The following is a 17,047-nucleotide window of genomic DNA, read 5'->3' on the forward strand; positions in this document are numbered from 1 at the left end:
ACAGAGTGTCTTAATTTCAGCTCTTCGCTCATAGCAGACATCGGTCACTACGTGAGTCCGCTGCGTGGAAGAACCGGGCATTGTACCCGTTACGATTTATACTGATATCAGGAGTAATAAATGTGTCTGCGCTGGAAATATGCAGGCTTTAACAGATTCACTTCATAAGGCTGAAAAGCCGGTCAGAACGGAGCGCTTCAATGGCCTTTCAGAGTCCCGCCCAGAACTACACCGAAACGCGCCTGAATCTGGGCGAACTGGTGCAACTTTCCCCTTACTCTACTTACCTTATGCGCAGCGAAATCGACTGCGCCGGTGCAGGTATCGTTAGAGGGTCTGTGCTTGCAGTCGACCGTGCGCTGATACCTGCACACCGGCAGCTGATCGTTGCTGAGATCGACGGTGAGCTGACGCTGAGGCGCCTGCTGCTCGAGCCTGTTCCGGCCCTGCAGGCGCTGGACGAGGACCAGACCGTAACGCTGCTGGATGTGAGCCAGGCACTTCCCGTGTGGGGTGTGGTGGCATACGCCCTCACCGATGTAGCCGGCGTGGGATTCAACGGACCGGCAGGAGAATAGGCATGTTTGCGCTGGCCGATGCCAACAATTTTTACGCCTCATGTGAAACTCTGTTCAGGCCCGATCTGCGCGGTAAACCCGTCGTGGTCGTTTCGAACAACGATGGCTGCGTGATTGCGCGATCGGCAGAGGCGAAACGTTTAGGGATCAAAATGGCGGCTCCGCTGTTTCAGAACGAACGCTTTTTCAGGCAAAACGGCGTGCATGTATTCAGTTCCAACTACGAGCTGTACGGCGATATGTCTGCGCGCATGATGGCCATACTGGGTGAAATGGCCGCAGGACAGGAAGTGTATTCCATCGATGAGTCTTTTCTGGACGTCTCAGGGATTGGCAGCCTTATTCCGCCTGAGACGTTCGGACAGCAGATGCGTGAGCGTATCCGGCGTGAAACCGGGCTGATAATCGGCGTGGGGTTCGGGCCGACGAAAACGCTGGCCAAACTGGCCAATCACGCCGCGAAGAAGTGGACACGGACAAACGGCGTTGTGGATCTGTCTGACAGAACCCGGCAGCGAAAACTCCTTCACCTGACCGACGTCGGCGATATCTGGGGAATTGGCCGGCGCATCAGTCTGCGCCTGAACCAGCTGGGCATTACCACTGCCCTTCAGCTTGCGGACAGCAACATCAGCATGATACGAAAGAATTTCGACGTTATCGTCGAGCGCACCACGCGTGAACTGAATGGTGAGCCCTGCCTCGCGCTTGAGGATGCCCCGCCGCCAAAGCAACAGATCGTAAACTCGCGTTCCTTTGGCGAGAGGATCACGCAGCTGGAAGACATGCAGCAGGCCGTGGTGCTGTATGCCACGCGCGCGTCGGAAAAGCTCAGGGAGCAGAATTCGCGTTGTCGTCATGTCAGCGTGTCCGTCGCCACCGCCAGGCACGGCAGTGAGCCACAGTATTCGAACACCGCGTCGTGTGTCTGCGACTATCCGACCAGTGACACGCGGGACATCATAGCGTCAGCACTTCGCGGTCTCGCCACCATCTGGCGGGATGGTTTCCGGTATGCCAGAGCAGGTGTGATGCTCAGCGATTTTTACCAGTCAGGGGTGGCACAGTTTGACATGTTCAGTGAACAGCAGCCACGTGCCAACGCAGACGCTTTAATGGCAGCGCTGGACGGTATTAACCGCTCAGGAAAAGGAAAGGTCTGGTTTGCGGGCCAGGGAGAGCGCGACAGTTCATGGCAGATGAAGCGTGAAATGCTGTCGCCGCGCTATACGACACGATTAAAAGATATACCGGTAATAAAGTAGATTTAAGGGGTAAACCGGAGGTATCCGGATCGCCTCAGGCGTTCAGTCATTATATTTTCCGTGAGAGAACGTCAGTTCATCACTAAAGCAGATTGCCAGATATGAAAAAAGAACCGGCAGCCCGGTAAAGCTGCCGGCTTGAATTAACCAGTACCATTTTTTCTTTTAGGTAAGTCCGCGTTCAGAGACAGTTATCGTCTCGGTTATCACTAACTTTAGCCTTTTCAGCTTTAATCCCCGACCGTATCTGTTCCGGACTTTTTGCACCGCCATGCAGAGAGAAAACAGAAAAAACAGGCATCTGCGACAGAGACCTTTTTGTGAGGCAAAAAGGTGACGAAATTTAACATCAGGCTGGATCTGAGATTTTTCTGAGGGTATGATTTTCGGACGATCGTGTGGCGCGATCGTAACGATCCTTTTCGGCGGGCTGTGGCGGTCTGCAGGAGAGGAGAGCACAAACCTCCGTGACCGAACATGCGCGGCCGTGGGGGCCACCGACTATCCGGATGGGACGTATCCGTAAAACGTCCAGGGTCAGAATCCGGCGTGCCCGGATTCTGAATGCAAAAACCCCCTGATTCTGTCTTCAACTTTGGCGGGCTGGATTCAGAAATCAGGGGGTCAAAAGCAGGCGCAGGCCTGTGAAGGATTATATCGCATGCATTTCATAAGACAACCCCTGTCCGCCATAAGTCCGGGACAGGGTGAATGACCAGATTTTAACCGGGTTAAACTGCCCGACCCCGTATGAAGCCAGACGTTGCAGCAGTGACCATTCTGCTGCCGGCATTTGCCTCCCGACCGGGTGTGGCCCGGCTCCTGCTACGTTGCTGAAGTCTGTTTTCCGGCTGAACCGGCCGGCAATACCTCTTCACATCAGAACGGTATTGTTCGCTCGTGACACCGGCAGTCATGACGGTGGGTTTCCCCGCGTCTTTTTTCCGGCTGCTCTGTTTTCACGTCAGGCGGTCTGTAAAGTTCTGCGGCATACCTGTGGCCAGAGAACAGAGTGGTCTCAGTCTGCCGGGGAGGCGCTGTCATGAAACAGCGCAACCCGACCCGTCACTGGAGTCAGCTCAGCACCGAAGAACAGATACGTTTCTGGCAGGGCGTCGACGCCGGTGAAACGTCCTCTTTTCTCGTCCCCGCTGTACCCCGTAAGACCCGGCGCGTGAGGGGCGAACACTCCACGCGCGCAAAATGCGAAAACCCGCAATGGTTCCGGCCGGCGCGCTATAAGCCGGTAGGTGGTCAGATCGGCTACCTCTACAACCGGCTGGTGAAAACCGATCCGGAAACCGGCCTCAGCGAGCTGCGCATGCGTATGTCGCTGCATCCTTACTACCTAATGAACCGCCAGAAGGCGGGGCGTAAAAACCATTTCAAACCGGAAAAAGCCCGGCTGCTGGACTGCACCTGGCCGGTTCTGATCAGTTTCTGCGACAAGGGCAAACATTCTGTCGGCATGTGCACGTCGCGGCTGGCTCAGGAGGTCAGTCCGAAAGACGAACACGGCAACGTCATTCCGGAGACGGCCGTCACGGTGAGCCGTATGTCCCGCCTGATTAGCGAACAGGTCCGGTATGGCGTACTCGCGGTGTCGGAAGAAAAAATGTGGGACCGCGAGTCCGGGCAGTGGCTGCCGAAGTATGTCTGGATAACCGATGCCGGTTTCCGGATGCTGGGCGCGGACATGGCCAGACTCGCAAAGGAGCAGGAAAAGGCGCTGCGCAGGAGTGAGGAACGCCGGCAGATGATAGCGGAAGGGCTGATGCGGGAGGATGAAGACATCTCGCCACAGGCCGCCCGACGTCGCTGGTACGACCGTAAAAGGAGCGAGTCGCTGAAATACCGTCGTCAGCAGGGGGCGATGCGTAAGCGGGCAAACCGGCTCAGCAGCCATCCACGGGACGTGCAGGTGTTTGAGATGATGAAACACCTGCGTAAAACGCTGCCCGCAGGCGAGCTGCTGTACTGCACGGATGAGCGTCTTGAGAAGCTGGCTATCCGGCAGCTCTTCCAGATGCAGCTGTTTGAGGCACACGACACCCACGTCTGACGCATAACACCCGACATACAGACCATGCCCCTTAACCGGGGCTTTTGCCGTGGTTTTTTTTCAGGCTCCGGCCACGTCTTCGCCATTATTCCCGTTTCATGCCGGCCGCGACGTCGTTCATGCGCCGGCAGCGTGCGCAAAACCCCGTCGCCGTCCTTTTATTCACAGAAATCCGCAAAGGGATAACCTCAAAAAGCAGCAAACGGATATCAGATAATCTGCAAAACATTCGTAAACACTGTTTTAAGGTCTTCCGGATAAACCCGGAACGATCTCTGTCACCCGCGAGATTGTGGATAAGTGGAAAAGGACTTCGCTCGCAGCGGCCGCAGGCGTCCGCGCCGCTCAGAGTCAGAAGTAGCTCCCGCTCACGCGGGCCCCGGACACAATCATTTTAGTTACAGCATACATTCATTCACTGTAAACAGCACCGGCGCAGTCCTGCACCCTGAGTGCCCCTCCAGGCAGGGACCGGAGCCGGACCTGATAACCCATCGCCCCCACTGACCAGCCGCCCCCGCCCGGCCCTTCGGGCCGGAACAGGCGTGGCTGATTAATGGGTGTTGTAACTAATAGTATTTGTATCGCTGTGAGTGGAGTTGCTTCTGCTTACAGTGAACACCCCCCTAAGCGTCAGCAGCAGGCTGCCGACGCCAAGGCCCCGGAAATCACGCCCTTCACGTCGCAGGCGCCGTGAAGCCCGCTCACCGGGGTTAAAAGGAGTTACCTGAGTTTCTTCATTGCTGAAAGCCCGCAGGGCTCTTCAGAGAAAGGTAGGGTATGTCACGATTTATAGGTCTGTAACCGGCTACGCCGGGCGTACGGCGCCATTCAGCTTCTGCGCCATCTTTTACGTCATCTGGCGCCTTTATGCCGCTCAGGCGGCATTATTAATACGACTCTCACTGCAGGGATTAATTCAGTTTTGAACGTACTCTTTGTGCCAGAAGCGGACGTTCATCGGGTTTACGTTGTTAAACTGAGCAACCTGAATTACTGCCTGATGTCCCGGTCCGAGGGCGAGAAACATACCTGACTGACTTCCAGGGATACGGTTTTTTCACCGACCCTGTAGTCTATCAACCTACAATTCCGTACTTTCCCTGCACGCCCTCTCTTAGGGCCAGTCAGATGACATTTTCAGCCTGGCCCGGCTTCTGAACATGGCGGCACCCAGACTCATTCGCCGTGCAGCTTCCTTTTTATCCATCACCATTAAAAGTCTGGCGCAGCGTTCAGGGTCGTCTGTAGCTGCGTGATTACCGGCCTTGCGAGCTGAGACAGATTCTGGTGAAACGCATATTCTTTACTGATAAATTCAGTATTTAGCGAATGCCACTCCTCTCTGAGTTATGCAATCTCCTCCCGACTAAGCCTGCCCACCGACGTTTCACGTTCTTTCGCCATATACCAGTGGTGCCGGCGAAAAGGGTCGCGGCTTCGCGGTGGTGGCCGGAGAGGTGCGGACGCTGGGGCAGCGCCGTGGCCGCGAAAGACATCAGGCTCCTGATTGCGCAGGCCGTTGCCCAGGTGGAAAGCGGCGTGGAGAGCGCCACGGGAACCAGCCAGAGCATCCTGAAGATAATGGGCATGGTCGGCGAACTGGCTGAGTTCACAGACATCCTCGCCCTGGCCTCGTCGGAGCAGATGCAGGGGATTTCGCAGGTCAGCGTGGCCGTGAGCCAGATGGACGGCCTGACGCAGAACAACGCGGCGCTGGTTGAGGAGGCGTCCCCGGTCTCCCGTTCACTCTCAGAGCAGGCTCACCCCCCTGCGGGGTATGGTGGAGGCGTTTCGCGTCTGTAATGAATGTGCCGGCTCTGCTATTTTAGCGGAGCCGGCAGAAAGCTGACAGTGATTCGCACAGTACGGGGTTATCTCAGGGCTGAGATAATCCCTCAGCCAATCTTCCAGAAAGGCCGGGAACAGATTTTTTTTACATTCCAGTAAGTTACTTTATTATTTCCGTAAACTTTAACAACTTCATCAGGGCTCTCTGATGCGTCTGGTCTGAAGCTGTCGGGAACCTGAACGGCACGGCTGCCTGAAGATACATAATAAGATTTCCCGGCCTCCGGAATGACTGAAGAGTCAGTATTCTCAATAAACCTCCCGTCATTTCTGATCTGGGATACGGAATAAAAAACGCCGGGTTTTATCCTGGCCGTTATCACGCTCCCTTTTGCTTTGAAGAAGTTGGAGTCGAGCTCGTAACGATCAGACATGTCGTAGCAGCTGTCTTTATTGTTATAGTCATAAGATGCCAGATAGATTGTGCCCACGTTTCCCTGGCTGTTAAGGACATACAGTGTCGCAGCGTCAATTCCCTCATAGTTTGTGTAATTAAGAGGGAGGACTTTTGCGCAACCATTCAGTCCCAGACAGAGCAGGCATAACAGTATCAGCCTTTTAGATTTCATATCGTCCTGCATGGGTTAATGTATGATTTTCGCCAGTGTTCAGTAAATATTGTGTAAGCAGCTAATATATCGGCATAAACCGGCACTTCTTCAGTCGCATCTGAATCTGCCCGGTTCCGGAAATATAGCGTGTAAGACATTCTTTATAGTAATTCGCGCACGGAAGACTGATATCGATTCAGATAGTCGGCCTGATTATCGGCAGGTACGCCCCCTGACGCTGAGGGAGGCGCCTTCATACGCCTGCCTCGACCGCGGCGTTGAGCGCAAGGATATTGGTCTGGAAGGCAATGTTTTCAATCACCGACGTAATATCCCGTACCTTCAGCGCGCTCCTGAATGCTCTGCATTGTTTCGGTCATGTGATTCACCTGAGACTTGTCGGCGTCAACGGTCTTCGTTGCATTCCGGGTTGAGGTAGCCGCTCAGGCCCCGTTCGCCAGTGTCTCAGGAGAGGGCAGATAAGATAGATATGTTAAGATAGCCGGGTTTACATGGGACACGAGTGATCGGGGGTGATTTATGGATATATCAGTGTCACTGGAAGAACTCGGCCATCGCATCTGCATTTTGGGCCCCTCCAACAGTGGTAAATCCACGCTGGCCAGCGCGATAGCAGCCAAAACATCTCTGCCTTTAATCCATCTGGACCAACTCCATCACCAGTTGGGTACAAAATGGATCCCCAGAAAACCAGAAGATTTTCATCGATTACATGCCGAAGCCGTGAATACGGAAAAATGGGTGATGGATGGCAATTACACGAAGTGCTTACAACAGCGACTTGCGCGTGCCACTGGGCTGATACTGCTGAATGTTTCGATGCCTCTGGCACTGCTGCGATATATAAAGCGGTGCTATTCGTCGAGTCCCAGAATCGGTGGTCTTTATACCGGAAAGGACAGCGTGACCTGGGAAATGCTCAAATACATCACGCTGACTGCGCCGAAAAACCAGCTCCGTCACAGAGAGCTTTTCTGCCACAGCACTCTTCCAAAAGTGATGCTGAAGTCATCCCGTGATATCAGTGCCTGCTGTCAGCAATGGGGACTGGAATTACTCCGCTGAAAGTAATACACAGCAGTACGCCTCGTCTTTTGCAGGCCCCCAAAAACGATGTAAGCACACGGCAGCAACAGTACACCATTTCTGTGCTTCACCGGCATCCTCCATAGAACGTCCGCTCTGTGCCAGAATCGGAACTTGCTTACATCGCGTTATGTTAGTTTGCTGGGAGCCGGTCACCGCATTGCCACAGAATGGGGGGCAGGATTAAAAAGGTCTGGAGAGAGAACTATTCGAAGACTCTGGTGGTTAGGTTGCGGTAAGATGGATACTGGGTGTCACCGCACAATGCGGCAGGGCAGGAAAACTCAACGCAGGTCGGGCCGCCGCGTGGAGTTCCCGTGCCCAATGAACCTAGATCCCTCGCGCCTTAAAAACGCTCACGAATACCCAGCAACATCTTCCGCTCTTGCATTTCTGTCACGATTCTTTGCCGCTGAGTCAGCGGGCGGCCTGATCCTCATGGCATCAGCTTTCGCTGCGCTTGTTGTCGCCAATTCCCCTCTGTCTGCTGGCTATTTCTCAGCACTGCATATCAAGGTCATTGGTCTGTCGGTTGAGCATTGGATTAATGACGGCCTGATGGCTGCCTTCTTCTTGCTAGTAGGCCTTGAGATCAAGCGTGAAATGCTGGTCGGCCAGTTATCCAACTGGAACCAAAGGGCTCTGCCAGGATTTGCCGCTTTGGGGGGCATGCTTGTACCGGCCCTAATCTACCTCGCTATTAACTGGGGAAACGCTGTGACCATGGGAGGCTGGGCCATTCCAGCAGCAACTGATATCGCTTTTGCTCTCGGGGTGCTTTCGCTGCTTGGAAAGCGTGCGCCTATGTCGCTCAAGGTCTTCCTTTCCGCCTTGGCGATTCTGGATGACCTGGGGGCAGTGTTAATTATTGCACTGTTCTACACGAGTGATTTGTCTGTCAGCATGCTCCTAGCATCGCTGGCCGTTATCGTTCTTTTGGTGGTCTTCAATCGTTGTGGCGTAACGAGGCTTCTTCCTTACCTATTAGCTGGCGGGCTGCTTTGGTTCTTCATGCTTCAATCCGGTGTTCACGCGACCTTGGCGGGTGTCATTCTTGCGTTGTGTATGCCTTTAGGTGACCCGGAGAACGAGAGTAGGTCACCGCTCTTACGCCTGGAGGGCAAGCTTCATCCTTGGGTAGCGCTTGCCATTGTGCCTGTCTTCGGCTTTGCCAATGCGGGCGTATCGCTTGCAGGTATTTCTCCTGACAACCTGGTCGACCCGGTGCCACTGGGAGTGACTCTCGGATTACTACTTGGGAAGCAAGTCGGGGTGTTTGGCTTCGCTGCACTAGCAATCAGTTCAGGGTTGTCAAAACCACCCACTGGATGTGGATGGCTACAACTCTACGGAACTGCGCTTTTATGCGGCATTGGTTTCACGATGAGTCTTTTTATCGGCGCTCTGGCTTTTCCGGACAGCCAGCATTTGGTCGACGAAGTGAAGGTCGGTGTGCTGATGGGTTCTGTCATTTCCGCCATCTTGGGTGTCATTGTATTGCTGTGTGCCAAGCGTCGAATATCTGGGCAATCCATCTAGTTGAATGAACCGTGCCTAGTTCTTAAGAGGACAATCAATCCCGCTCGCTTGCATTGGCTGCAGGCGAGCGGGATTCTGATAATGGGAGGGTAGTCAGCCAGTTCAGGTTTTAAAAAAGGCGCGGTAAGCGCTCATCAAGGTTGTCTTCATCGCATCAATCCCTTATTCACTCAGTTGGTAAAGCTAAAAGTCTTCTGCTCTAATCTGCTCTAAGTAGAACTCCCCCAGACCAGAATCTATCTGATGATAAACCTCCGCTTCTCGCTCAAAGCGGACACTGCCTGATGAAGACAAGGGGGTCATAAACGGATGTTGATCTGACTTACTGAAGGAGTTCCACGTGGTACCGCGCCAGTCAGCAGCGCGGTACTCCGATCAGAAATGCGTCCAGCCTTCGTCCTTGTTCGTTACGCCGGCGCCTGTTTCCGGCGTACTGAATTTCTGCCTTACGGGTTCAGAGGCCGCATTAACAGAAGACCTAATGACCTGATTACCCAGACTGAAAACGGATACGGCCTGGAGAAGCCGTTCGGCCTGGTCTTTAAGGCTCGCGGCCGCTGAGGCAGACTCCTCGACCAGCGAGGCGTTCTGTTGCGTGGTGCTGTCCATCTCCGTTACCGCTATGCCTACCTGTTCAATACCGCGGGCCTGTTCGGCGCTAGAGGAGGTGATTTCCTCAACGGTGTCAGTCAGCTTTCCGACCGCAGAGAGGATGCCTGACATTGTTTCAGAAGCGTGTACCACCAGTTTGTTACCTTCTTCGACGCTTTGCGCATTTGCCTCAATAAGCTGACGTATTTCACCGGCAGCTGTTGCACTGCGCTGCGCCAGAGACCTGACCTCACTGGCCACCACGGCAAAACCCCGGCCGTGTTCACCCGCCCTTGCTGCCTCAACCGCGGCGTTGAGCGCAAGGATATTCGTCTGGAATGCGATTCCGTCAATCACGGCTGTAATATCAGCTATACGGCCGGAGCTTTCGCTGATGGTCTTCATGGTCCCGGTAATGGCACCTGTGGCATCGCTGCCTTTATTTGCCACATCGCGTACGCCCACTGCCAGTTGTCCCGCCTGCCGTGCGTTTTCCGCATTGTTCCTGACGGTCATACCCAGTTGCGTCATGGTTGCCGCTGTCTGCTCCAGTGCACTGGCCTGCTCTTCAGTTCGCTGTGAGAGGTCAGCGTTCCCCTGCGCAATCTGGTTGCTGGCCGATGCAACACTCTCCGCATTGCTTCTTACCTGGCTGACGGTGTTAATCAGGGAATCCTGCATGTCACGAATGGCTGACAGCAGGACTCCTGTCTCATCTTTATGACCAGCATGCACCGCGCCACTCAGGTCACCCAGGGCCACGCGGCGTGCAGCCTGAACAGCCTCCGTAAGCGGCCGTGTGATACTCCGGGTAATGAACAGTGCAGATATGGCGGCGAGCAGTACTGCAACAGTACCTGCGGTAATGAGTATCATCAGTGCTGACGAACGGTCTGCGCGCGCCTGTGCAGCAGCGGTAATCATCCGCGCTTCCTGATGGTCCTGCAGTTGTTTCAGGGAGGCCATGAATTCCCCCTGGCTCTGATAGCGCGGACCAAAAAGCAACTGCGTGGCTTCGTCGTTCTTGCCGTTTTTCGCGAGGGCCACAACTTCATCAAGGAAAGGTAAAAAGAGGTCTGCCCGGTCCGTGAGATGCTTAAAGATTTCCAGCCCTGTGGGTGAGCTCACCTGTTTCCGGAGCAGCTCGAGCAGGCTGTCAAGCTCATGCCTTTCGCTGCGGTAGTCACTGATGGCTTTCTCTCTCTGAGACTCGTCTTTGAAGAGAATTGCATTGCGGGCGAGGCGGCTCATGTCTGATGTGAGATAGCGCAGAGACTGGGAGGCGGAGGATTTACTGTAAAGGCTGCCTGAAATTTCATCGTTCGCACTGCCGAGCGAGTTAATTTTAAGGACGCCAATCAGCACCATGATAATCACAAGCAATGCCATAAAGCCGAAGGCCGCACTGAGTCTTATACCTATTTTAATATTGTTCATACAGGTTCCCTGGTGTCGGGTATCAGCACTGATGTATGGAGACGTCAGTGCTGATACAGAAGCTCTCCTGCGCCGCAGAAGGACGATGTAATACATTTCCGTTTGGTTTTATGACGGAATTATTACTATCGGCAGCGATTAAAGAATGTTCATTCTGACAGGGCTTAACCTGGCAGGCGGGAGGGAGCGAGACCGTTGATGGGCCAGCGTTAAACAGGGACGGACCAGCGAAAAAGTAAGACACATAATACTGCTTTTATCTCTACGGGCAGAAATAAAGCCTGCCGTACCCACAATTTATTCATTGTGGACTTGTCTGATGATTTCTTCCGTTTTGTGCCAGAAGCGAAAAAAAGGCTGGCAGTCCGGAAGAGCTGCCAGCCGCAATTAACCATTACTACTGTGTTATTAAATTCGAGTTATTATCTCACTGAATACTATCGTCCCGATTATAAGCATCTTTAGCAATTTTTTCTGTGTTAAGCGTCAGCAGAAAGCTGCCAGGGCCTGTGCCCCGGAAAACACACTCTTCAGGTCGCCAGCCCCGTAAAGTCCTTTCAATGCGGTTAATAGTGATACATGAAATAACTGATGCTGATGGCATGCAGGTCTCTTCAGGGAAAGGTCACGTAAGGCTGGTTTAATACAGCTTTAACCGGCTACGCCGGGTGTACGGCACCGTTCAGCATCTGAGCCATCTTTTACGTCATCTGGGACCTTCATGCTGCTTAAGCGTAACAGTGAATGCAGGCTCTAACTACAGGGGGTAATTCAGAACAAAAAGTCCGCTTTGTGCCAGAAGCGGACATTGCTAACATCAGAATGTACTGATATGCGGGGTACTGGTTACCTGGTCTGGTCTCCTGCACCCCCTCCGTCGAACCGGAGAGGGTTCCGTACTTACTCTGAATCTGCTTAATGATTCGCAGTGCCTTAATCAGAAATGTGTCCAGCCGTCGTCCGTTGTTTCAGGTTTATTAATGACCGCCGCCGGAAGACGTGCCGGAGCGACAGGGGATAAAACCGAAGGGCCGCTCTGACCGCCCAAGCTGAATACTGACACGGCCTGCAGCAGCAGGTTAGCCTGCTCTTTCAGGCTGGCAGCAGCTGACGCAGATTCCTCAACGAGTGACGCATTCTGTTGCGTGGTGCTGTCCATTTCAGTCACCGCTATTCCTACCTGCTCAATACCACGAGCCTGCTCTGAGCTGGCTGAAGTGATTTCCTCGACCGTATCCGTCAGTCTGCCGACCGCAGACAGAATGTCTTTCATGGTTTCTGAGGCGTTTAACACCAGTTCATTACCTTCACCGACACTGCGTGCGTTGGTCTCTATGAGCTGACGTATCTCGCCGGCAGCCGTTGCACTCCGCTGCGCCAGTGACCTGACTTCACTCGCCACCACCGCAAATCCTCTGCCGTGCTCACCCGCGCGGGCCGCTTCCACCGCCGCATTCAGCGCAAGAATGTTGGTCTGGAATGCAATCCCGTCAATTACTGCGGTGATTTCGGCAATGCGTCCGGAGCTTTCACTGATGGATTTCATGGTGCCGGTGATGGCACCGGTGGCCTCACTGCCTTTGTTCGCTACGTCCCGAACGCTGACAGCAAGCTGACCTGCCTGACGCGCATTGTCAGCATTGTTTTTAACCGTCATCCCGAGTTGCGTCATGGTTGCTGCCGTCTGCTCAAGTGCGCTGGCCTGCTCCTCCGTCCGCTGTGAAAGGTCAGCGTTGCCCTGTGCAATCTGCGTGCTCGCCGATGCCACGCTTTCCGCGTTATTTCTGACCAGGCTCACCGTGTTAATCAGTGAGTCCTGCATATCACGGATGGCCAGAAGCAGGCGGCCTGTTTCGTCTTTGTGCTCGGCATGTACTGTTCCAGTCAGGTCACCACGTGACACACGTCCCGCGGCCTCAACAGCCTCAAGAAGCGGGCGGGTAATGCTGCGGGTAATGAACCAGGCGGAAACCGCTGCCAGAAGAAGAGCAACCACCCCTGCGGCGGTGAGCATCATAATCGCACCCGAACGGTCTTCACGCGCTTTCTCTGATGCTGATTTCATGCGGCCTTCCTGAAAATTCTGCATTTCTTTCAGCGAAGCCATGTAGTCGCCCTGCGTCTGGTAACGCGGTCCGAAAAGGAGCTGCGTAGCCTCATCGCTTTTCCCCTGCTGAGCGAGGGCAACAACGTCATCAATGAAAGGCAGGAACAGTTCAGCGTTGGTTTTAAGCCGACTAAAGATGTCTTTCCCTTGTGGTGAGTTAACCTGTTTCCCGATGAGCTCAATAAGGCCGTTTACTTCAGTTCTTTCTCTACGGTAATCACTGATGGCCTTCTCCCGTTTAGACTCATCTTTCAGGAGAATGGCATTTCGTGCCAGCCGGCTCATGTCTGAAGTGTAATAGCGTAATGATGATGAGGAAGAGGCTTTGCTGTAAAGACTGCCCGATATTTCATCATTGATCTGGCCGAGTGAGTTCAGCTTAATGATGCCAATCAGCACCATAAAGATGACAAGAAGCGCCATAAAGCCAAACGCGGCTCCGAGACGGATTCCGATTCTGATGTTGTTCATATTTTTCCCAGGACGTAAGTCAGCCGCCGCCCGTCAGGCGAAGCGAAAGCGGATGAGAGAATTATCCCCTCAAAACGGGGCGTTATAGACGTAAGGCACTGAAACGCGCAGAGCCTGCAGTGATGTTATCGGCCGCGAGCGGGAAAATTTTAACGGGTTATCGTGACAGTAAGTTATGAAGCGCTACGTTCAGCACACTTTAAACGACAGTGATGTGCTTTCGGGCCCGCAGTGACAAAGCCTGCTACAGCTGAATTATCCTGAACCTACAAAGCAAAAGCGGCAACAGGACTGAAAGGGCTGGCCACAGACGATTCGGTCCGTATCCGGAGCGTCTGCGGCCAGTAACAGTAACAGTAAAGATTCAGGCTTACTCAGACTCAGAAAAGTAGCGTGACGAGGTAAAAGCCGGCTGCCGTCATAAGTACCGAGCCGGTCACATGAACAAAAACTGACGCCAGTGCCCAGCCGTAGCTCCCCGCCTGGAGCAGGGTAAATATCTCAACTGAGAATGTGGAAAACGTTGTCAGTCCACCGCAGAGGCCGGTAACGATGAGGAGCTTCCAGGCCGGATCGAGATGCGGATGGCGAAGAAAATACGCCACCGCTGCCCCAATGATAAACGCGCCCAGAAGGTTAACGACGAGCGTGCCGGGCGGGAGTGACGGGAAAAGGCTGTTCAGCTTTATGCCAAAAAACCAGCGGATGACACACCCTACCGCACCACCGACCATAATTGCTAACAGCTGACTCACTGCATCACTCCTTTTCTCTGGTTAAAATAAACACGAAAATATAACGGATGCCCGCTCTGACAGGCTTATTTTATTTACGGCGTACAAAAGCGTTAATACCCGCATAACGCGCCTCAGCCCCCAGTTCCTGCTCGATGCGCATCAGCTGATTGTACTTTTCGATGCGCTCTCCCCGACAGGGCGCCCCGGTTTTCAGATGACCGGCCCGCAGGGCCACCGTCATATCCGCGATGAAGGTATCCATGGTTTCACCACTGCGGTGGGATATAAATGCTCCCCATCCGTTTTCGTGACACAGAGATACGGCATCGAACGTCTCGCTCAGCGTGCCAATCTGATTGAGCTTAATGAGCGCTGCACTGGCAAGGTCTTCCCGGATGCCGCGCTCGATGTATTTTACGTTGGTGACAAAAATGTCGTCGCCGACCAGCTCAACGCGGTCGCCGAGGGCCTGATGCAGGTGTTTCCACCCACTCCAGTCCTCCTCCGCCAGGCCGTCTTCCAGCAGGATGACCGGAAAGTCGTCCAGCAGTGTGCGGTAATAATCCGTCATCTCCTCAGCGCTCAGCGAGGCTGATTCCGTACGGAGATGGTAGCGGCCGTCACGGTAAAACTCACTTGCGGCCGGATCCATGCAGATACTGATGTCTTCTCCCGGACGATACCCCGCCATCTCAATGGCCTGGACGATGTACTCAAGCGGTTCGCGGTTTGAACGTACAGGTGGCGCAAAGCCGCCTTCATCCCCGACCCCTGCTGACAGGCTCTTTGACAGCAGCAGCTGGCGCAGCGCCTGACAGACCTCGCTGCCCTGACGAACGGCCTCGGTCAGTGAGGCCGCACCGTGCGGGGCTATCATAAACTCCTGAAAGTCGGCCCCCTGGCCGCGGGCGTGCACGCCACCGTTAATGATGTTCATGCAGGGGACAGGCAGCAGGTTTGCACGCAGTCCACCCAGATAGCGGTACAGCGGCTGACAGGAAACGTCTGAGGCCAGCCGGGCCACGGCAAGGGACACGCCGAGTAAGGCATTGGCCCCCAGCCGGCCTTTATTATCAGTGTCGTCGAGAGCCCTCATTGCGTCATCAACAGTTCGCTGCTCACGGATGTCCATCCCCGAAATCACCGGTGATATGTCCTGATGCACAGCATTGACCGCATGAAGTACGCCCTTTCCGCCATAACGGTGCGCATCACCGTCCCGTCGCTCATGCGCTTCGCGCGAGCCGGTGCTGGCACCTGAAGGCACCGATGCCCTTGCACGGCTGCCGTCTGCGGTGAATGCCTCAACCTCGACAGTAGGGTTCCCGCGTGAATCCAGGATTTCCCGGGCAGTGACTTTATCAAGAACAAAACTTTTCATGTTCATCTCCTTACTGAGGCAGGTGCGTGACAAGCACGTCGGTGTTCAGGTGGTTGACATACTCCAGAGAACCCGACGTCAGCTGGCCCATAAAGCGGTTGCGGTGACCAGCAATCACGAGGTCTATGCCGAGCTCAGCAATGCATTTTTCGACATCTTCAAACCGGTGCATTGTTACCAGTTCACGCGTTTCAACGTTCTCAGGCATTGATGCAGCCAGTGCATTCAGCATCGCTTGCCCCCCGATGACCGCCTCTGCCACGACGTCATCCATCAGGCTGTCGGAGACGTAATTCATCATCCGGTAGTCATCGCTGACGTGGGCGAGCGTGATTTGAATACCCGCCTGGCAGGCGAGCGCCGCCGCGGTGTTTACCAGCACCTCACCGTCTTTCCGGCCGTGAACGAGCACAAGCGCATGCGTATAACGTTTCATCATTACTCCTGACATTCATTGAGTTGAGTTTCCAGCCACGGCAGAAGCTGTTTTTTTCTGCTGAGCATACCCGGAACAGAGCAGGCGCCCGTCTGGCTGAGCGCCGGCCCTGCAAAATAGAGCGTGGAATAATTGTCTGTGATATTCGTCAGCATCAGCACCACAAGTCCCGCCCCGGTCTGACCGGCAAGCCATGAAAGCGACGCCCGCAGAGGCTCAGTCAGTGCGCTGAGCTGCGACCTGTCCATGACCTCGACCTGCGAGATGCGCACGTCCGTACCTGCGATGATGAATCCCTTGAGGTCTTTGTCTATCAGGGTCTGCGGTGAGAGGCCGCCGGTATCGGTTTTGGCCGAGAGAAGGCGGCGGGCGAAAGATTTGCGGTCCACACCTGACCTGACACAGAGCTGGGTCACCGTGCGGATATCGTCTTCCGTGGTGGTGGGTGAGCGCAGATTGACGGTATCGCTGAGTACGGCGCCCAGCAGTAACACGCTGAATGCAGGTGGAAGACTGTTGCGTTCGGCCTCGCTCATGAGCAGCCAGAGGACCGTGGCGCTGCTGCCAACGGGCTTTATCCAGACTTCCGGCGGCAGGCGCGTGGCCAGACCGCCCAGACGGTGGTGGTCGACGATCCCCGTCACGTTGCAGTGACACAGCCAGTCCGGCCCCTGTGCTGGCTCGGTAAAGTCGACCAGCCATACCTCAGTGCCCTCTGCCCTGGGCGGTGACAGAGCAGGCAGCTGAAGGCCTGCTTCACAAAAGATAAAACAGGTCTCGCGGTTTGCTTCGCCCAGCCGCCAGGCACAGGCTTCCCGGTGGGTGGCATTAAGCCAGTGCGCCGTCACCACCGCAGTGCAGATGGCATCGCTGTCAGGATTGATGTGACCAAAAACGTTTATCATGTGCATCTCCCCGGAAAGGGAGGTATGAG

The 17,047-nt window shown here is 54.6% G+C and carries 12 protein-coding genes and 2 pseudogenes; 6 read left to right on the top strand and 8 right to left on the bottom strand.

Going from position 1 to position 17,047, the window contains the following annotated elements; translation table 11 throughout:
- The first annotated feature begins 200 nt into the window (after window positions 1-200).
- From GC090_RS21850 to GC090_RS21865, 4 genes and pseudogenes are all read left to right on the top strand, one after another.
- Window positions 201-578, top strand: a complete 378-nt coding sequence (locus tag GC090_RS21850; RefSeq protein ID WP_324022118.1) for a S24/S26 family peptidase — start codon at window positions 201-203, stop codon at window positions 576-578.
- Window positions 579-580: 2 nt separating this feature from the next.
- Window positions 581-1,843, top strand: a complete 1,263-nt coding sequence (gene umuC / locus GC090_RS21855) for a translesion error-prone DNA polymerase V subunit UmuC (protein ID WP_324022120.1) — start codon at window positions 581-583, stop codon at window positions 1,841-1,843.
- A gap of 1,042 nt (window positions 1,844-2,885) precedes the next feature.
- Window positions 2,886-3,905, top strand: coding sequence for a plasmid replication initiator RepA (repA, locus tag GC090_RS21860; RefSeq protein WP_324022122.1), 1,020 nt, complete (start codon window positions 2,886-2,888; stop codon window positions 3,903-3,905).
- A 1,418-nt stretch (window positions 3,906-5,323) separates the two neighbouring features.
- Window positions 5,324-5,757 (top strand): annotated as a pseudogene (locus GC090_RS21865) (methyl-accepting chemotaxis protein); the annotation flags it as partial.
- 46 nt (window positions 5,758-5,803) lie between these two features.
- Here the strand turns inward: GC090_RS21865 and GC090_RS21870 are convergent.
- Window positions 5,804-6,325, bottom strand: coding sequence for a hypothetical protein (locus GC090_RS21870; RefSeq protein WP_324022124.1), 522 nt, complete (start codon window positions 6,323-6,325; stop codon window positions 5,804-5,806).
- 244 nt (window positions 6,326-6,569) lie between these two features.
- Window positions 6,570-6,687, bottom strand: a pseudogene (locus GC090_RS21875) (methyl-accepting chemotaxis protein); the annotation flags it as partial.
- A 160-nt stretch (window positions 6,688-6,847) separates the two neighbouring features.
- Between GC090_RS21875 and GC090_RS21880 the strand changes: the two are divergent.
- Window positions 6,848-7,393 (top strand): P-loop NTPase family protein, encoded by a 546-nt coding sequence (locus GC090_RS21880; protein ID WP_263752175.1) that lies wholly within the window; start codon window positions 6,848-6,850, stop codon window positions 7,391-7,393.
- 345 nt (window positions 7,394-7,738) lie between these two features.
- Window positions 7,739-8,953, top strand: a complete 1,215-nt coding sequence (nhaA, locus tag GC090_RS21885; RefSeq protein ID WP_324022127.1) for a Na+/H+ antiporter NhaA — start codon at window positions 7,739-7,741, stop codon at window positions 8,951-8,953.
- A gap of 375 nt (window positions 8,954-9,328) precedes the next feature.
- Here nhaA and GC090_RS21890 read toward each other — a convergent pair whose 3' ends face one another.
- From GC090_RS21890 to GC090_RS21915, 6 genes are all read right to left on the bottom strand, one after another.
- Window positions 9,329-10,981: a methyl-accepting chemotaxis protein gene (locus GC090_RS21890; protein WP_324022128.1), complete on the bottom strand. Its 1,653-nt coding sequence runs from the start codon at window positions 10,979-10,981 to the stop codon at window positions 9,329-9,331.
- A 937-nt stretch (window positions 10,982-11,918) separates the two neighbouring features.
- Window positions 11,919-13,559: a methyl-accepting chemotaxis protein gene (locus GC090_RS21895; RefSeq protein WP_324022129.1), complete on the bottom strand. Its 1,641-nt coding sequence runs from the start codon at window positions 13,557-13,559 to the stop codon at window positions 11,919-11,921.
- A 380-nt stretch (window positions 13,560-13,939) separates the two neighbouring features.
- Window positions 13,940-14,314, bottom strand: a complete 375-nt coding sequence (gene crcB / locus GC090_RS21900) for a fluoride efflux transporter CrcB (protein ID WP_072208368.1) — start codon at window positions 14,312-14,314, stop codon at window positions 13,940-13,942.
- Between the two features lie 70 nt (window positions 14,315-14,384).
- A complete protein-coding gene (gene eno, locus GC090_RS21905; protein ID WP_324022131.1) occupies window positions 14,385-15,677 on the bottom strand; it encodes a phosphopyruvate hydratase in 1,293 nt (430 codons plus the stop codon).
- Between the two features lie 10 nt (window positions 15,678-15,687).
- Entirely contained in the window at window positions 15,688-16,113 is a 426-nt protein-coding gene (locus GC090_RS21910; RefSeq protein WP_324022208.1) for a universal stress protein, read from the bottom strand.
- 2 nt (window positions 16,114-16,115) lie between these two features.
- Entirely contained in the window at window positions 16,116-17,018 is a 903-nt protein-coding gene (locus tag GC090_RS21915; RefSeq protein WP_206115213.1) for a DHHA2 domain-containing protein, read from the bottom strand.
- Between the last annotated feature and the right edge of the window lie 29 nt (window positions 17,019-17,047).

The sequence above is a fragment of the Pantoea sp. JZ29 genome, assembly GCF_035190385.1.
GTDB classification, from domain to species: Bacteria; Pseudomonadota; Gammaproteobacteria; order Enterobacterales; family Enterobacteriaceae; genus Pantoea; species Pantoea stewartii.